The organism is Fructobacillus parabroussonetiae, assembly GCF_018437265.1.
Taxonomy (GTDB): domain Bacteria; phylum Bacillota; class Bacilli; order Lactobacillales; family Lactobacillaceae; genus Fructobacillus; species Fructobacillus parabroussonetiae.
The window spans coordinates 19864-36778 of sequence record NZ_JAAMFL010000004.1 but is presented as its reverse complement, the minus strand read 5'-3'; the positions used below and the strand labels follow the sequence as shown (position 1 = coordinate 36778).

The following is a 16915-nucleotide window of genomic DNA, read 5'->3' as shown; positions in this document are numbered from 1 at the left end:
GAGCAACTGCTGGGAAATAGAAGGGCTGTGGCAAAAGAGGGTACTTTTTTGTCCTAAATAACAAAATCTGCCAGAAGAACTAGCAAACCCGGTCCCGTTTTGCTTGACTACAGGTAGTAAGTGTTGCCCTGCCTTTTCTTGGAAAAGAAAAGGAGGGGGGACCCGGGTTGGCTGCCAATGGTGCCGGTTGACTTTGCAATGGAAGAAAGAAGAGGGTGGTAAAGAATGTTAGTCGTCGTGAACATTATTGGCATCGGGGCCTTTGTCCTGATTGCCTATGGATTGTCCAACAATCGCCGGCAAATTCAGTGGCGGTCGGTGAGCACAGTCTTGGCCTTGGAACTCTTGCTGGCCTGGCTATTCACCCAGTTTTCCGCCGGACGGGCAGCGGTCCTCTTGTCAGCCCAGGCCTTTAGTTGGCTGGTTTCGGCTGCTTCGAAGGGGATTGCCTTCGCCTTTCCAGAATGGCTGACCTCAAATAACGGGGGACCAAACTTTGTGACTGCCGCGCTCTTGCCCATGTTACTGGTGGTGCCCCTCTTTGATATTTTGGCCTACCTACGCTTTTTACCCTGGGTCATTAAATGGGTGGGCAAGAGCCTGTCGAAGATTACTGGGCAACCAAAGTTCGAGGCCTTCTTTTCCATTGAAATGATGTTTTTGGGGAACACCGAGGTCTTGGCCGTTTCAAAGGCCCAGCTGCAAAGAATTTCGCCGCAACGAAACCTGACCTTGGCGATGATGGCCATGTCCTGCGTGTCGGCGGCCATCATTGGTTCCTATACCCAAATGGTGCCTGGTCAGTACGTGTTAACGGCGATTCCCTTGAACATTCTGGGCTCGATTGCGGTTTCCGCCTTGCTCAACCCCGTTCACGTGCCAGCAAAAGACGACGTGATTGTCCAAGTTGAGGGCGAAGCCGGCCAACGGGAACCCTTCTTCTCCTTTTTGGGTGGCTCGATTTTAGGGGCGGGAAAGTTAGTGCTGATTATTGCCGCCACGGTCATTGCCTTTGTTTCCTTGGGGGAATTGATCAATCAGATTTTGGGGCTTACGGGTTGGTCCTTTTTGACGCTGGAAAACATCTTTGGCGTGCTGATGTTTCCCTTTGCCTGGCTCCTCGGCTTTTCTGTGAGCGATGCCTTCCAACTGGCCCAGTACATGGGAACGAAGTTGGTGACCAATGAATTCGTTGTCATGGGCGAGGTTTCCAAGACGATGATGGCGGGTAGCGGACTCTTTCAAAACGCCCACGCGCGGATTGTACTGGCGGTCTTTTTGACCTCCTTTGCAAACTTTGGCACGATCGGCATGATTGTCGCCTGCTTCAAGGGCCTAGTTAATCAGGAGACAAACGATTACATCGCGGCTCGTGTGCCGGAAATGCTCTTAGCGGGGATTCTTGTTTCCTTGTTGTCTTCGGCCATGGCCGGGCTTTTTGTCTGGTAGCGTCGCGCCGTCATCAATGGCGTTTTGGACAGAATAAAATGACACAAAAAAAGCCGTCCGTGAGGACGACTTTTTACATGAATTGGGAGAGGTCTTCTTGGGCGACCACGAAGAAACGCTTGCGTTCCAACTTAGTAATGATTTTTCGGAGAACGGGTGAATCGACGGTCAGCGGAAGGGTGAAGAGCACGGCCAATGGCCCTTGGTTTTGTACCTGGAGGGACAACACGGATTCGATGTTGGTGTACCGTGTAATAATGCGGGCCATGCGTTGCAGGTCGCCGCGGCGTTCGCGATCCTTAACGGCGATGGCAACGCCACCCTTGGCCAGCGACCATGATTTGGAAAGCAAATCCATCAGTGCCGAGTGGGTCAAAATCCCAACGAAGTGGTGGCCATCGTCGACGACGGCGATGTAGGGCAGGTCACGAATGGCGAAGAATAATTCGTAAAAGTCGGCCTTGGTCGAGATGAACTTCGTGGAGTTGCGCATGATCGCCGTTGCTTTTTGACTGAGATCACCCTTGGCCGCCACGTATTCGTAGACGTGCTGGCGGTAGATGTTGCCACGGAAGAGGTGGCCGGTCGCATCAAGAATGGGGATGGTGCGCAGGTGCTTGCCTTCCTTGGATTCTTCGAAGAGCTCGTAGACTTGTCCGATGGTCGTGTCTTCGGTGATGGTCAGCAGATCTTGCTTTTTGATAATCATTGACTTTGGAAACATGAAAAAACCTCTTTTAAAATGGCGCTCTTTCCTATATCCTAGCATACTTTTGCCGAAAATCAGCGGCTTTACATGTTAAGATTAAAGTACAAGACATTTTGGAGGGAAAAATCCATGAAATTCATCTTTGGCTTAGGTAATATCGGCAAGCAATACGATCAAACACGGCATAACATTGGCTTTATGGCCTTGGATCACTTTGCAGAAAGCCAGGGTGTTTCCTTTACCCCGACAAAGCTCTTTGCTTCGGCTGCTAAACTGCAGATCGATGGCGAAACGGTTTGGCTGGTTAAGCCAACCACTTATATGAATGATTCGGGCCAAGCGGTTCGTGCCTTCCTGGACTTTTATGGGGGAACGGCCGACGATTTGTTGATCTTGCACGATGATTTGGATTCCGACTTTGGCAAGTTGCGCTTTCGGGCCAAGGGATCGGCTGGTGGCCACAATGGTCTGAAGTCGATTATTGCCCACACGGGAACGCAGAACTTTCTTCGTTTGAAGTTTGGGATTGCCCACCCCGAGCATACGCATGAGGCCGTCATCAAATACGTGCTTGGTAAGTTTTCAAAGGAAGATTTGGCCCACTGGGACGACACCTTCCAAAAGACGGATCAGGCCTTGCTGGACTGGATTAAAGGAGCAGACGCAGCGGCTTTGAGTAACCGCTACAACGGATAGTAATGAAGTTAACGGACTACTTACAAAAAGAAAAAAGCTTTCAACAATTAGCAGCAGACGAAAGGGTCGGGCAGCGCCAGCTCCTCTTGGGACTGAACGGTTCGGCCAAGGCGGCGGGGATTGCCAGCCTCTACCAAAATCGAAAGCGGCCCATTCTGGTTTTGACCGACACGGTCGCACACGTGGAAGAAATCGCGCAGGATCTGACGGATTTACTCGGCGCTGATTCAATCTACCGGTTTGTTGCCGAAGAAGCTGTGGCCACGGAGCTGGCCATTTCGTCCAATAGTCACGTCGCCGATCGCGTGGCGGCATTAACCGCTTTGGCTAAGGGCCAAAGGGGTGTTTTTGTCACGAATTCGGCCGCCTTTGCGCGCTACGAACCAACAGCTAAAACACTGCTTGACGCCTGTCTTGACGTCCAAGTCGGTCAGCAATACGACTTTGCTTCCTTGAAAGGACGTTTGGTGACCTTAGGCTACGTCAATGCCCCCCAAGTCGAGCAAATTGGTCAATTCGCCCAGCGTGGTTCGATTATCGACATCTATCCGGCGGACCAAGACGAGCCCTTCCGACTCGACTTTTTTGATGATGAACTCGACGCCATCAAGACCTTTGATCCGGTTAGCCAAAAGTCGACGGGTGCCGTCCAAAGCGCTGAGATCCTACCCGCCTCTAATTTGGTGATGTATGACGCCGCTTACGAAAAGGGAAAGGCGGACCTGGAAGAAGCCTTTGCGGCTTATCGGCGCGAGGCCGACGGGGTGGAAAAGAAGCACATTACGGAAGGTTTTGCTCCAACCCAACGGGCCCTTGAGGAAAAACGCCGGGACGAGGCCATTTTGCCCTACCTGGCTTACTTTTATCCCGAAAAGCAAACGATTCAAGATTACCTGCCAGAAGACGGCCTGCTCTTGATCGACGAATACGCACGTTTACAGGAATCCTTGCTAACACAGACCGGTTTGGACCAGGACTGGTTCGATCTGCAGGTTGAAAACAAGCAGTTGGTACCGCCCTTGGCCTTACGAGCCGAGCTAGCGGACCGCCTAGCAGCCTTTCGGGGACCTTCGACCTACTTGGCCAATTTGAAGCGTGGCCTGAACCAGTTGACCTTTGACCACCTGCTCGAATGGACCTCCCGTCCGGCTAAGCAATACTTTGGCCAGCTCGACGCCTTGCTACCGGACCTGACTTTTGCAAAGGAACGTGGGTTGACCTGGGTCCTTTTAGTCGGCTCACAAAGTCAGGCGGACCGGCTCGTCGAATTCCTGGACGCCCGTGATTTTCAAGTACCCATCCATGAACAGGTGCAGGAAAACCAGGTTCAGGTGGTCGTTGGCAACCTGTCGTCTGGCTTCGAATGGCCGATGGCCCACCTGACGGTTTTGACCGAACGGGAACTTTTTGCCAAGGCTCGCAAGCCCATCGCCCGCAAGCAGAAGAAACTGCAAAACGCCGAACGGCTCAAGTCATATAACGAACTGGCCGTCGGCGATTACGTCGTCCACTTAAACCACGGGATTGGGCAGTACCAGGGACTCGAATCCCTGGAAGCCAATGGCGGTAAGCAGGATTACCTGGTCATTGCTTATCAAAAGAACGCCAAAATCTTTCTGCCCGTCACGCAGCTGAACTTGATTCAAAAATACATCGGTGGTTCTGATGCCGGTAAAAAGCCCAAGATTAACAAGTTGGGCGGGACCGAATGGCAGAAGACCAAGGGCCAGGTACAGGCAAAGATTGAAGACATTGCCGACGATTTGCTGGCCCTCTATGCCGAACGGGAGGCTAAGCAGGGTTACGCCTTTCCAAAGGATGACCAGGCCCAGCTGAAGTTTGACACGGCCTTTCCCTATCCCGAAACGCCCGATCAGATTCGCTCCATTGAAGAGATCAAAGTCGATATGCAAAAGAAACGGCCAATGGACCGCTTGCTTGTCGGTGATGTCGGCTTTGGAAAGACCGAAGTGGCGCTGCGGGCCGTCTTTAAAGCCGCCCATGCTGGGAAGCAGGTCGCCCTGTTGGCGCCGACGACGATTTTGGTCCAGCAGCACTATGAGACTTTGGTTGACCGCTTTTCGGACTTTCCAGAAATTCGGATTGGCCACCTATCCCGCTTTCAAACAGCGGCCGAAAATAAGAAGACCATCGAGGCCTTGGAAAAACACGAAATCGACATCGTGGTCGGCACTCACCGCTTGTTGTCAAAGGATGTTGCCTTCGCCGACCTTGGCCTCTTGGTCATTGATGAAGAGCAGCGCTTTGGGGTGAAGCACAAGGAACGGTTGAAACAGTTGAAGGCCAACATTGACGTGTTGACCTTAACGGCAACACCCATTCCCCGTACCCTGAACATGGCGATGGTGGGGGCCCGGGACCTTTCCGTGATTGAAACGCCACCCTTGAACCGTTTTCCCATTCAGACCTACGTGGTGGAACTCGACTGGACCTTGATCCGGGACGTGATTCAAAAGGAACTGGCCCGCAACGGTCAGGTCTTCTACCTGCATAACCGGGTGGCTGACTTGGACCGGATTCGTTCACAGATTGAAGACGTCGTGCCCGATGCCCGCGTGGCTGTCATTCACGGGCAGATGTCCGAGGTGCAGTTGGAGTCGATTCTCTATGACTTTTTGAATCAGGAATACGATGTCTTGGTGACGACTACCATTATCGAAACCGGGGTCGATATTCCAAACGCCAACACGCTGATTGTCGACAACGCCGATCACATGGGGCTGTCCCAGCTCTATCAGTTACGTGGTCGCGTGGGCCGTTCGGCTCGTTTGGCCTACGCCTACTTCACCTATCCCTTTACAAGAACGCCTTCGGAAGAAGGGGAAAAGCGCTTGGAGGCGATTCGCGACTTTACCGAATTGGGTTCTGGTTTCAAGATTGCCATGCGCGATCTGTCCATTCGAGGGGCCGGTGATCTGCTGGGTAAGCAGCAGCACGGCTTTATCGATTCAGTGGGTTACGACCTCTATACGCAGATGCTCAAAGAAGCGGTCGCAAAGAAGCAGGGTGACCAACCAACGGTTGAGCAGCCGGCGACCGATGCCGAATTGGTCCTTGGCGTTTTGGCCTTCTTGCCGGACGACTATGTCTCGGATAACGCGCAAAAAGTCGCCCTCTACCAGCAAATTCGACAAGCCCGCAGTGACGAGGACTTTGACCAAGTCGAAGATGATTTGACCGATCGTTTTGGTGAACTACCAGACGAGGCGGTCCGGCTGATTTTGGTTTCTCGTTTGAAGACGGTGGCCGATCAGGCGCAGGTCACTCAAATTCGCCGGCAAAAAGACAAGGTCACCATTCGTTTCAACGAGGCAATGACCAAGGAACTGGCCGGCGAAAAGATTTTCGCCGCTTTGAAAGACGTTCCTTACAAGGCGGTGGTGGATGGCAAGTCCGCCCAGCTGGCGGTTGTGCTGACCGTTGATTTGAAGCAGGAGTCGGCCTACTGGCTAAACGCCGTCAAGGACTTTTTGGAAGCGGCCATGGCGGAAATGGCGGATGCCCAGACAAAAGAAAAGGAAGCAGAAGATGCGGATTGATAAATTTTTGAAACTATCACGAATTATTAAGCGGCGGACGGTCGCCAAGGAATTGGCTGACCAGGGGCGAATCTCAATCAATGGCAAAGTCGCTAAGTCTTCGGCGAACGTTGGCACCAACGACCAAGTCGAGATTCGCTTTGGAAACAAGACGTCGACTTTTAAAGTCTTGAAATTGCAAGACATTGTCAAAAAGGATGAGGCGGCTGATCTCTACGAAATCGTGAGCGAAAGCTACGAACGGGATTACCAAAACGAAGATTAAGAAAGAGCAAAACTTCAGGCTTCGTCTTGTAAGTTGGCTTAAAATGTGTAAAAATAAAATCTAAGGAGGAGTGGCGATGGCAGATAACAGTCGTTTACAACCAAATATTCGACCATTAAACGCACGAATTGCACAGCAAATCGCCGCTTCGGACGCCAAGCGTGAGGCGACCCGACAACACTACGCCCGGGCCCACCGCCGTCGCAAAAAACAGATCGTCTTCGTCGGTCTGGCGATTGCTTCGGTCTTCATGCTCCAATTGATTTTTGGTCAGGTTCGCTTGCACGCAGCCAACAAAACCTTGACCAAATCAGAAAACCAACTGGCCGTTGTCCAAAAGAGCAACGACTCCTTAAAGAAGGAAGCCAGTCAGCTGCAGGATGAAAACTACCTGAAGCAAATCTTGCGTGACCGCTATGGTTACTCCAAGAAAAACGAAACGATTTACAACCTGCCAAACTAGGCAGTGATTAAAAAGCCACCCTTTGGGGTGGCTTTTCTAGAAGGTATGCAAAAAACGATTCAGGAAACAATTCAAGCATTCGACCTACCCAAGCGGGTGGTGGTTGGTTGTTCGGGCGGGCTCGATTCGACGGTCCTAGTCGACAGTCTGCACCGCTTTCGCCCGGACGTTGAGGTGGTTGTCGCCCACGTCAACTATCGGCTGCGAGCAGAAAGCGATGGGGATGCCGACTTTGTCAAAGCCTTGGCGGCTGACTATCAGATGGCTTTTGAAGAACGGGTTGCCGATTTATCCCAGCAGGCTTCGGCCGTCGAGGAAAAGGCGCGGGCCATTCGCTTTGACTTTTTTGAGGCAGTTAGCAAAGCACACGAAGCAACGGCCGTCGTGCTCGCCCAGCACCAAAACGACCAAGTGGAAACGGTCTTATTGCAGATGGTTCGCGGTGGCTTGTTGCAGAAGAAAACGGGGATGTCCAAACGACAAGGGCGACTTTTACGGCCCTTTCTCGACCTGCCAAAGTCTGCCCTGCTGGCTTATGCCAAAGAACAGGGCCTGTCCTGGCGAGAAGACCTGACCAATCAGGATGCCAATTACACCGGACGTAACCAATTGCGCCAGGTCGTGCTGCCGGCACTAACGACTGTCAATGCCCAGGCGGGTCAGCACATCCTGCAACTGGCCGAGCAGCTACAGGCCGATGAGGCGCTGATTGAGAGGACGGCCAAGCACTATCTGCCGGCTTTTGAAAGGGACTTTTGCTCGGTGGAGGAGGACTGGTGGCAGCCCTGTTTGATTGTTTTGGCCAAGCAGGCCGGCCTCTATCAGCTGACAAAAAACCAGCTGACGGCCATGCTGACCCTGCTGTCCAATTCGCAAAAGCCTCAGGGCCGAATGGATTTGGCGGACGGCTTTTACTTCCAAAAAAGCTACCAGCGTCTTGGCTTTTTTAGAGCCAGTCCGGAAAAGGGAAATTCGCAAGAAAAAAACAAGAAAGTCGGGCAACAGGCCGGCTCTCTTGTGTTAGAATTAGACCAATGGTATTTCTGGCATGGTTTATGCATTCGACACCAATCAAAAGACGAGCGAAAAGCAGGGCTTGAGTCGTTGACTTTGCCCGACGATTTGGCTGGTCCGTTGGTCTTAGAAAGGGCCAGGCAAGACGATCAAATCCCCTTGAAAAAGGGGCATAAGAGCGTTCGCCGCCTGTTAATTGATGAAAAAATACCAGCAGAAGAAAGGCCGCAAACCGATCTTCTTAAGGACCGAGAAAAGAATGTTTTGGCGGTTTTTTTAGGCCAACGGCGCTGGTATTTCACCAGCCATTGGCCAAAGGATCGACCAAGTGGCAAGCAAAGCTTAGTATGGCGAATTGAGGAAAACTAGTGGATAACGATATTGAAGAAGTATTATTTGACCAAAAGCAAATCCAAGAGGCTGCTGATCGGCTCGGTCAGACGATCACAGAGGATTACGCCGGTCAAAAGCCCTTGCTGCTCTCCGTTTTGAAGGGGGCTTACCTCTGGACGGCCGATGTCATCCGAAAGATTGATTTGTACGTTGATCTGGAATTTATCAAGATTTCTTCTTATCATGGTGGGGTTTCTTCTTCGAACGAAATCGCCCTCGTGACCGACGTTCAATCAGACGTGAAGGGTCGCGACATCTTGATTCTAGAAGACATCGTCGATACGGGTCAGTCGCTGCAGTTCTTAGAGGACCTCTTGCTGTCGCGCGGCGCCCATTCGGTTCGAGTGGCCACTCTTTTGGATAAGAAGGAAGGCCGCAAAGTCGACATCAAAGCCGACTACGTTGGCTTTGACGTCCGCAACGAATTCGTTGTTGGTTACGGCCTTGATTACAAGGGCCTCTACCGCAACCTGCCATACGTTGGCATTTTAAAACAAAGTATTTATAGTTAAGCGGGTGTTTGCTCGTCAATTCTTTTAGGGGAATTGAAAATTTTTAGATAAGGATTGAGGATTTCAGATGAAAAACCAAAACGGCGGCTTCTTTCGAAGCTCCTTCCTATATGTCATCATCTTCCTGGCGGTAATCGCTGGGATTTACTCTTTCATGGGTGGCTCAAAAACAACAACGAAGACGGTTTCACAGTCCGAGTTTGTCAAGTCACTTTCCGATAAGGAAATTGATTCCTTTACGATTCAACCTGGAAACGATGTTTACACCGTTAGCGGAACTTATAAGAAGAGCCAATCACAAAAGAGTTCGAACTCTGGCTTGAACGCCTTGATTGCCCAGCAATCATCGACAACTAAGTTCCAAACGTCGGTCTTGCAAAACGATTCATCAATCAAAGATATTACGGCGGCAGCCAAGAAGACTAACACCGAAATGACGACGAAACCAGCGGCTTCATCTGGTTTCTGGTTGAACTTGATCATCTCCGTTGTCCCAATGCTGTTGATCTTGGGAATCGCCTACATGATGATGTCTCAGTCAGCCGGTAAGGGTGGCCAGGGCGGCATGATGGGTAACTTTGGTAAGTCAAAGGCTAAGCCTTCTGATCCAAAGGACAACAAGACCCGCTTTGAAAACGTGGCTGGTGCCGACGAAGAGAAGGAAGAACTTGTCGAAGTTGTTGAATTCCTAAAGTCACCAAAGAAGTTTACCGAAATGGGTGCCCGCATTCCAAAGGGTGTCTTGCTCGAGGGACCTCCGGGAACTGGTAAGACGATGTTGGCCAAGGCGGTTGCTGGTGAAGCATCCGTGCCATTCTTCTCAATTTCTGGATCCGACTTTGTCGAAATGTTTGTGGGTGTCGGGGCATCACGTGTCCGTGACCTCTTCGAACAGGCCAAGAAGAACGCGCCGGCCATCATCTTCATCGATGAAATTGATGCCGTTGGCCGTCGTCGTGGTTCCGGTGTTGGTGGTGGAAACGACGAACGGGAACAAACGCTGAACCAAATCCTGATTGAAATGGATGGTTTTGATAATTCGGAAGGGGTCATTATTTTGGCCTCAACCAACCGTTCGGACGTCTTGGATCCCGCCTTGCTTCGTTCTGGTCGTTTTGACCGGAAGATCATGGTTGGTGCACCAGACGTGAAGGGCCGTGAAGCCATCTTGAAGGTCCACGCCAAGAATAAGCCATTGGCTGATTCCGTTGACTTGAAGGCGATCGCCCACCAGACCCCTGGCTATGTCGGGGCCGATTTGGAAAACTTGTTGAACGAAGCTGCCTTGCTGGCTGCTCGTCGTAACAAAAAGACCATTGATGCTGCTGACTTGGACGAAGCCGAAGACCGGATCTTCCAAGGACCAGCGAAGGCAAACAAGACCATGTCAGACCTTGAGCGCAAGACGACCGCCTTTCACGAGGCTGGTCACGCCTTGGTTGGTCTGGTTAAGTCCAACGCCTCCGTTGTCCGTAAGGTAACCATCGTTCCCCGTGGCCGCATTGGTGGTTACGCCTTGATGACGCCAAAGACGGATCGTTATAACATCCGTTACTCCGAAGCCTTGGAGCAATTGGCTGGTTTGATGGGTGGCCGTGCTGCCGAATTAGCAACCTTTGACGAAGCTTCGTCAGGGGCTGCCAACGATTTCCAACAGGCAACCAACTTGGCCCGTCAGATGGTGACGGCCTATGGAATGTCTGACAAGTTGGGCATGGTTCAACTGGAAGGAAACGCCTCCGTTTCATACAACGAGGGTGGCGGTGCCAAGTCTTATTCAGAGGAAACGGCTGCTTTGATTGATGAAGAAGTTCGTCGATTGACTAAGCAGGCCTTTGAAGAAGCAACGAAGATTTTGACTGAAAACAAGGAAAAGTTGGCCCAAATCGCCAACGCCTTGCTTGAAGTCGAATCACTTGATGAAAAGCAAATTAAAGACATCTATGAAACGGGTCACTTCACGCCAAAGAGCGAAGAAGAGGACGATGATGCCAAGTCTTATGACCAAACGAAGGAAGCCTTGAACCACAAGGAAGACGAAGTTGAAGAGGCGGAAGAAAGCGGCAAGGCCGATCCTGACCAAGCATTGGATGACGATGCAGAGGCCAAGGAAAGCCCTGACGACACGCCTTCAGATGACGATTCAAAGGCATAAGAACACAAAAAAGTTGGCTTCGGCCAGCTTTTTTTCTTGAAAGGAGAAAGTAATGGCAGATCAATTAATCAAAGTTATTACAAAGGATGAGGCCTTTCGTGCCTTTGCCGTTGACGGGACAAAGCTCGTCCAAGAAGCAGCTAGTGCACATGAAACCTCGCGCCTGGCGACCGTTGTTTTGGGCCGGGCCCTCTTAGCGACCGAAATCTTGGCCCAGGCAACGTTAAAGGGTGAAGAGCGGCTCAACGTGAAGATGGCTGGCCGTGGTCCGATCGGCCAAATTGTAACGGAAGCCGATACAAAGGGAGCGGTTCGTGGTTATGTGTCCAATCCAACCATCGAGCCAATCGTCAACGATGATAACCAGTTGAACGTGGCGGGTGCCGTTGGCAACAATGGCGCCTTCCAGGTCACGAAGTTTGCGCCCTATTCCAACCCTTACATTGGCCAATCGATTATGGTTTCTGGTGAGATTGGTGACGACTTTACCTACTACTTAACCCATTCCGAACAGATTCCCTCCGTTATTGGTGTTGGGGTGACCATGAATCCAGATGACACAGTCAAAGCCGCCGGCGGCTTCTTGGTTCAAGCTCTGCCAGGGGCTAGTGATGCACAATTAGCAGACCTTAATGAAAAGTTGCAAAACATGCCATCCTTGGCCAGTCTCTTAGGCGACAAGAAGGGCCCCTTGGCCATCTTAGATGCCATTCTCGGAAAAGAAAACTACAGCAAGTTACAGGCGGTGACAATTGGCTTGGCTGCCGAGCCGGACAAGGAAGCCTATGCCAAGCAGTTGGCGACCCTGCCATCCTCTGAAATCCAAGCGATGATTGACGAAGATGGGGGCGCCGAAGTGCGCGGCAAGTTCTCTGGTAAGCGCCACCAGTTTACAGCTCACGAATTAGACATTATTTTACAAGATGTCTTGAAACGTGAAGCTGAGGAAAAAGAAGACGATTCTTCCGATTCAACGAAATAATCGTCAAAAGTCGGCTTTGGCCGACTTTTTAAATGCTTTGGCATTTGCTATACTGATTAGTAGATAAATGCGAGAAAATCGCCGACAGGAAGGTAATGAACCATGGCTGAAGAAAAAGCCCTTAACGATCAGATGCGTGCGCGCCGTCAAAAGATGGCCGCTTTGCAAGATGATCTTCATATCGATCCCTTTGGCCACCGTTTCGATCGCGATTCGTTGGCTGCAGATCTCCACGAAAAGTTCGATGGCAAGAGTCAGGAAGAACTGGAAGCAAACCCGGTTAAGGTGATCATCGCCGGCCGAATGGTTGCCAAGCGTGGGGCTGGTAAAGTCATTTTTGCTGACATCCGCGACCGCTCGGGTCAAATTCAAATCTATGCCCGTCGTGACGACTTGGGGGAGAACTATCCCATTATTAAGCGTTCCGACTTGGGTGACTTTTTAGGTATTGAAGGACAGATGATGAAGACGGAAGCCGGCGAGTTGACGGTTTTGGTTTCACACTTGACCCACCTTTCCAAGGCCTTGCGCCCAATGCCCGACAAGTTCCACGGTATTTCAGATGTTGAAACCCGCTACCGTAAGCGTTACCTGGACTTCATTGCCAACAATGATTCACTGGTACGCTTCCAACAACGGTCAAAGATTGTTTCAGCCATTCGTGCCTACATGGAAAAGAACAACTTCTTGGAAGTGGAAACCCCAATTTTGCAAACCCAGGCCGGTGGTGCGGCTGCTAAGCCATTCATTACGCACCACAACGCGTTGAACATTGACATGTACATGCGAATCGCCACGGAGCTTTATTTGAAGCGGTTGATTGTGGGTGGCATGGAACGGGTCTTTGAAATCGGCCGGATCTTCCGTAACGAAGGAATGGATGCCAAGCACAACCCTGAATTTACGACGATGGAATCCTATGCGGCATACTGGGACTTCAAAGACGTGATGGATGAAACGGAAGGCATCTTTAAGGCCGCTGCGGCGGTTGTTTCAGACGACTTGAAGATTACCTACCAGGGAACGGAAATTGACTTAAACAAGCCATTTGCTCGCAAGCACATGGTTGATTTGATTAAGGAACAGTCCGGGGTCGACTTTTGGCCTGAAATGTCCGTTGAAGAAGCCCAAAAGCTGGCGGATGACAAGGGCGTGAAGTACGAAAAGTTCTGGGGCGTTGGCCACATCATTAACGCCTTCTTCGAAGAATTCATTGAGGATACGTTGGAACAGCCAACGATTGTCTATGGTCACCCCGTTGAAGTATCACCATTGGCTAAGAAGAACGCCGATGATCCACGTTTCACGGACCGTTTTGAGCTCTTTATCATGGGTTCTGAATACGGAAACGCCTTTACCGAATTGAATGATCCGATCGATCAACGTGCCCGCTTTGAAGCACAGGTTGCCGAACGCGAAAACGGTAATGACGAGGCCGAAGCGATCGATGAAGACTTCATCGAAGCGCTGGAATACGGCATGCCACCAACAGGTGGATTGGGGATTGGAATCGACCGGCTGGTCATGCTTTTGACGGATACGGACACTATCCGTGACGCCATTCTTTTCCCAACAATGCGTCCTTAATTGACTTTCTTTATTGACGTGCTTAACTTTTCTTTGTATACTTATTGAGTTAGTTAAGCACTAATTATTCCGAATTAGCTCAGTTGGTAGAGCACACGACTGTTAATCGTGTTGTCGTCGGTTCGAGCCCGACATTCGGAGTGACGAAAACGTCGCCTTATTTGAGGCGGCTTTTTTATTTGCTTTTAAAGTCCTTTTTTTGTATAGTAGCCAATAGCGAAATAATCGAATTGCTTCGCTCGCAAAATAACTGATGCCCGAGAGCATCGATTTTGAAAGGAATAAAATCATGCAAGAACCCACTACGGAAGTTGAGTACTTACGCTATCGTGACTTCTCGACCAACCAGAAGCTGACGCTCTGGTCAACGACGGCAGGCTTTGGATTAGAGCACATGGATCAGCTCTTCATCTCCTTTGCCATGTCATCAATCATTGCTTCATTGCACATTTCAAACTTTGCCGGCGGCTTCATTTCGACGATTTCAATGTTTGGAAGCCTTGTGGGTGGCCTTTTCTTTGGTATGTTGGCTGACCGAATTGGTCGTGTCCGGGTCTTTACTTGGACCCTGGTCATCGTCGCCTTTGCGACGGGTGCCATCTACTTCGCCCATAACATTTGGCTGGTTTATACCTTTCGATTCATAGGCGGTATCGGTACCGGTGCCGAATATGGGGCAGGGGTTACCCTGATCGCCGAAAACTTCGCTGGTAAGAAGATTGGAAAGCTGACGTCCTTGACGCAAATCGGTGGCCAAGTTGGTGCCGTCTTGTCGGCTGTCGCTTCCGCCATTATCATTCCAACCTTTGGTTGGAACGCCCTCTTCTTGGTTGGCTTGATTCCCGTGTTGTTGGCCTTTGTTTTGCGCCGACACGTCAAGGAATCCGACGAGTTTATCCAAACAAAAGAGGCCCGTCGAAACGGCAAGGAATCGGTTGTTGAAAAGGCGCCGATTTTGGAAGTCTTTAAGACACCAGCCTTAGCCTACCAGACCTTTGCCTTGATCATGATGATGATGATTCAGATCGGTGGTTATTACGGTTTGATGAACTGGTTGCCAAAGATCATGCAAAAGCAGTTGCACCTGTCTATCTCCGGTTCATCGCTCTGGATGATTGTGACGATTGTCGGCATGTCGCTTGGGATGTACATCTTTGGCTTTGTCCTTGATAACTTCGGCCCTCGTTTGGCCTTTGGAACATTCTTGCTCTTAGCCGGTGTTTCCATTTACCTCTTGCTCTTTGCCAAGACGGCCTGGTCACTACTCTTCATCATGATGGTCGTTGGTTTCTTCTCGAACGGTATGTATGGCGGTTACGGCGTGGTCGTTTCACGTTTGTACCCAACCTTTGCCCGTGTGACGGCCAACTCGGTTGTTTCATCAGTTGGTAAGTTGCTTGGTGGCTTCTTCCCACCAATCATTGGTTGGCTAATGGATAAATACACTTTGAGCCACGTTATGATGTTCTTCACGGCCATGTACCTGTTCTCATTCTTGATCATGTTGACCATTCCGGCCTTCCGACGCAAGGATATTGAGTTCTAATAAAAGTTAATTAAAACCATTCGAGAGTCGCTTTTGCGGCTCTTTTTTCTTTGTGAAAAAGAGCTTGCCTATGGCCAAGACATTCTGTATAGTTACTCTTGGTGAAAAAGACAAAATCAAACACCCACAGAAATAACTGACGCCTGTGAGCGTCGATTTTGAAAGGAAAATCAACTTAATGACAAAAACATCAAATGATGCTGATGCCATCCACTACAAGGACTTTACCAAGCAGCAGAAGGTGACCATGCTTTCGACGACTGCCGGATTCAGTCTGGAACACATGGATCACTCGCTGATTCCAATCGCCACGGCGGCCATTGTGAGCTCGCTTGGCGTCACGCAAGCGGCAGCAGGGTTAATTACGACTTTTGCCATGACGGGAACCCTCTTGGGTGGTCTCTTCTTCGGTATCTTGGCTGACAAGATTGGCCGTGCGCGGATCTTCAATTGGACGATCTTCGTTGTTGCCTTTTCAACGGCAGCACTGTACTTTGCCGATAACATCTATGAAATCTATGCCTTGAAATTCATCGCTGGTTTTGGAACCGCTGCCGAATACGGGGCGGGTGTGACGTTGATTGCCGAAAGTTTTGCCGGCAAGAAAATCGGTAAGCTAACTTCTCTAGCCCACATCGGTGGACAGACGGGAACCATTTTGGCTGCTTTGGCATCTGCCGTTATCCTGCCTCGCTATGGCTGGAACGCGCTTTGCCTCTTCGGCTTGCTCCCAATCGCCTTTGCTTACTTTGTTCGTCGTAACCTGAAAGATTCGGCCGAATTCGAAGAAGCCCGTCGCAAGCGTGCTGAAGAAAAGAAGAAGCAACAGTTGCCACTTTTCGAAGTCTTCAAGACGCCTGCCTTGGCCTACCAGACGATTGCCTTGATTCTGATGATGATGGTCCAAATCGGTGGCTACTATGGTATCTTGACCTGGTTACCAAAGACGATGCAGGCTCACTTGGGCTTGTCCGTTGGAAAGTCGACGATGTGGACGGTTGCCATGGTCGTTGGAATGTCCTTTGGAATGTATCTTTTCGGTGCCTTTTTGGACAAGTTCGGACCACGTAAGGCCTTTGGACTCTTCTTGTCCATGTCGGCCGTTGCCCTTTACTTGCCAACTTTGGCATCGGGCTACTGGTCACTTTTGGCCATCATGGTTGTCGTTGGGTTCTTCTCAAACGGCATGTATGCCGGATTCGGTGTAATCGTCTCTCGTTTGTACCCAGCAGAAGCACGTGTCACGGCCAACTCTGTCGTTGCCTCTGGTGGTAAGTTCTTGGGTGGATTCTTCCCAGCTATCATCGGTGTTTTGATGGACAAGTTGACCTTCAACCACGTCTTGCTCTTCTTTACGCTGATCTACGTTTTCTCACTCTGTGTGATGTTAACGATTCCAGCTTTGCGTCGCAAGGACGTTCAATTCTAATGACGATGATTCGAGTCGCCCGACGGGCGGCTCTTTTTTATTGGTTTTCTTTTTTAAAAGTCTCATGGGTCTTTTCGTCTCAAAAAAACTTTTCTTTTTTACGAAAAAACGTTGACAGTAATGGGGTGAGATGGCATAATTAAATAGTTGTTTTG

Annotated in this window: 13 protein-coding genes and 1 tRNA gene; 13 read left to right on the top strand and 1 reads right to left on the bottom strand. The window is 50.4% G+C overall.

Features of this window, described 5'->3' with window-relative positions; genetic code table 11:
• The first annotated feature begins 225 nt into the window (after positions 1 to 225).
• Positions 226 to 1449 carry a NupC/NupG family nucleoside CNT transporter gene (locus G6R30_RS02435; RefSeq protein WP_213821128.1) on the top strand — a complete coding sequence of 408 codons (1224 nt, stop codon included), beginning with the start codon at positions 226 to 228 and terminating at the stop codon, positions 1447 to 1449.
• Positions 1450 to 1522: 73 nt separating this feature from the next.
• Here the strand turns inward: G6R30_RS02435 and cbpA are convergent, their stop codons facing one another.
• Positions 1523 to 2173, bottom strand: a complete 651-nt coding sequence (gene cbpA, locus G6R30_RS02430) for a cyclic di-AMP binding protein CbpA (protein WP_213821126.1) — start codon at positions 2171 to 2173, stop codon at positions 1523 to 1525.
• 114 nt (positions 2174 to 2287) lie between these two features.
• Between cbpA and pth the strand changes: the two genes are divergently transcribed.
• The 12 genes from pth to G6R30_RS02370 all read left to right on the top strand — a co-directional run bounded on the left by pth (position 2288) and on the right by G6R30_RS02370 (position 16760).
• Entirely contained in the window at positions 2288 to 2854 is a 567-nt protein-coding gene (gene pth, locus G6R30_RS02425) for an aminoacyl-tRNA hydrolase (RefSeq protein ID WP_213821124.1), read from the top strand.
• Positions 2855 to 2856: 2 nt separating this feature from the next.
• Positions 2857 to 6414, top strand: coding sequence for a transcription-repair coupling factor (gene mfd, locus G6R30_RS02420; RefSeq protein ID WP_213821123.1), 3558 nt, complete (start codon positions 2857 to 2859; stop codon positions 6412 to 6414).
• The gene (locus G6R30_RS02415) at positions 6404 to 6679 is read left to right on the top strand and encodes an RNA-binding S4 domain-containing protein (RefSeq protein ID WP_213821122.1); all 276 of its coding nucleotides are present in this window, start codon (positions 6404 to 6406) and stop codon (positions 6677 to 6679) included. The genes mfd and G6R30_RS02415 overlap by 11 nt, the downstream gene beginning before the upstream one ends.
• A gap of 76 nt (positions 6680 to 6755) precedes the next feature.
• A complete protein-coding gene (locus G6R30_RS02410) occupies positions 6756 to 7142 on the top strand; it encodes an FtsB family cell division protein (RefSeq protein WP_213821121.1) in 387 nt (128 codons plus the stop codon).
• Between the two features lie 45 nt (positions 7143 to 7187).
• Positions 7188 to 8525, top strand: a complete 1338-nt coding sequence (tilS, locus tag G6R30_RS02405) for a tRNA lysidine(34) synthetase TilS (RefSeq protein WP_213821120.1) — start codon at positions 7188 to 7190, stop codon at positions 8523 to 8525.
• Positions 8525 to 9061, top strand: coding sequence for a hypoxanthine phosphoribosyltransferase (hpt, locus tag G6R30_RS02400; protein WP_213821119.1), 537 nt, complete (start codon positions 8525 to 8527; stop codon positions 9059 to 9061). Before tilS ends, hpt begins: the two co-directional genes overlap by 1 nt.
• A gap of 67 nt (positions 9062 to 9128) precedes the next feature.
• A complete protein-coding gene (gene ftsH / locus G6R30_RS02395) occupies positions 9129 to 11216 on the top strand; it encodes an ATP-dependent zinc metalloprotease FtsH (protein WP_213821117.1) in 2088 nt (695 codons plus the stop codon).
• A gap of 52 nt (positions 11217 to 11268) precedes the next feature.
• Positions 11269 to 12198 carry an Hsp33 family molecular chaperone HslO gene (gene hslO / locus G6R30_RS02390; RefSeq protein ID WP_213821115.1) on the top strand — a complete coding sequence of 310 codons (930 nt, stop codon included), beginning with the start codon at positions 11269 to 11271 and terminating at the stop codon, positions 12196 to 12198.
• A 102-nt stretch (positions 12199 to 12300) separates the two neighbouring features.
• Entirely contained in the window at positions 12301 to 13785 is a 1485-nt protein-coding gene (lysS, locus tag G6R30_RS02385; RefSeq protein ID WP_213821113.1) for a lysine--tRNA ligase, read from the top strand.
• A 68-nt stretch (positions 13786 to 13853) separates the two neighbouring features.
• A tRNA-Asn gene (locus tag G6R30_RS02380) sits at positions 13854 to 13926 on the top strand.
• A 148-nt stretch (positions 13927 to 14074) separates the two neighbouring features.
• Positions 14075 to 15331 (top strand): MFS transporter, encoded by a 1257-nt coding sequence (locus tag G6R30_RS02375; protein WP_213821111.1) that lies wholly within the window; start codon positions 14075 to 14077, stop codon positions 15329 to 15331.
• A 178-nt stretch (positions 15332 to 15509) separates the two neighbouring features.
• Positions 15510 to 16760 carry an MFS transporter gene (locus tag G6R30_RS02370; RefSeq protein WP_213821109.1) on the top strand — a complete coding sequence of 417 codons (1251 nt, stop codon included), beginning with the start codon at positions 15510 to 15512 and terminating at the stop codon, positions 16758 to 16760.
• The last annotated feature ends 155 nt before the right edge of the window (positions 16761 to 16915 follow it).

Coding starts and splice junctions, on each gene's coding strand:
- pth (WP_213821124.1), top strand. CDS start 2,288: ATGAAATTCATCTTTGGCTTAGGTAATATCGGCAAGCAATACGATCAA.
- G6R30_RS02375 (WP_213821111.1), top strand. CDS start 14,075: ATGCAAGAACCCACTACGGAAGTTGAGTACTTACGCTATCGTGACTTC.
- G6R30_RS02410 (WP_213821121.1), top strand. CDS start 6,756: ATGGCAGATAACAGTCGTTTACAACCAAATATTCGACCATTAAACGCA.
- G6R30_RS02370 (WP_213821109.1), top strand. CDS start 15,510: ATGACAAAAACATCAAATGATGCTGATGCCATCCACTACAAGGACTTT.
- ftsH (WP_213821117.1), top strand. CDS start 9,129: ATGAAAAACCAAAACGGCGGCTTCTTTCGAAGCTCCTTCCTATATGTC.
- lysS (WP_213821113.1), top strand. CDS start 12,301: ATGGCTGAAGAAAAAGCCCTTAACGATCAGATGCGTGCGCGCCGTCAA.
- cbpA (WP_213821126.1), bottom strand. CDS start 2,173: ATGTTTCCAAAGTCAATGATTATCAAAAAGCAAGATCTGCTGACCATC.
- tilS (WP_213821120.1), top strand. CDS start 7,188: ATGCAAAAAACGATTCAGGAAACAATTCAAGCATTCGACCTACCCAAG.
- G6R30_RS02435 (WP_213821128.1), top strand. CDS start 226: ATGTTAGTCGTCGTGAACATTATTGGCATCGGGGCCTTTGTCCTGATT.
- G6R30_RS02415 (WP_213821122.1), top strand. CDS start 6,404: ATGCGGATTGATAAATTTTTGAAACTATCACGAATTATTAAGCGGCGG.
- hslO (WP_213821115.1), top strand. CDS start 11,269: ATGGCAGATCAATTAATCAAAGTTATTACAAAGGATGAGGCCTTTCGT.
- mfd (WP_213821123.1), top strand. CDS start 2,857: ATGAAGTTAACGGACTACTTACAAAAAGAAAAAAGCTTTCAACAATTA.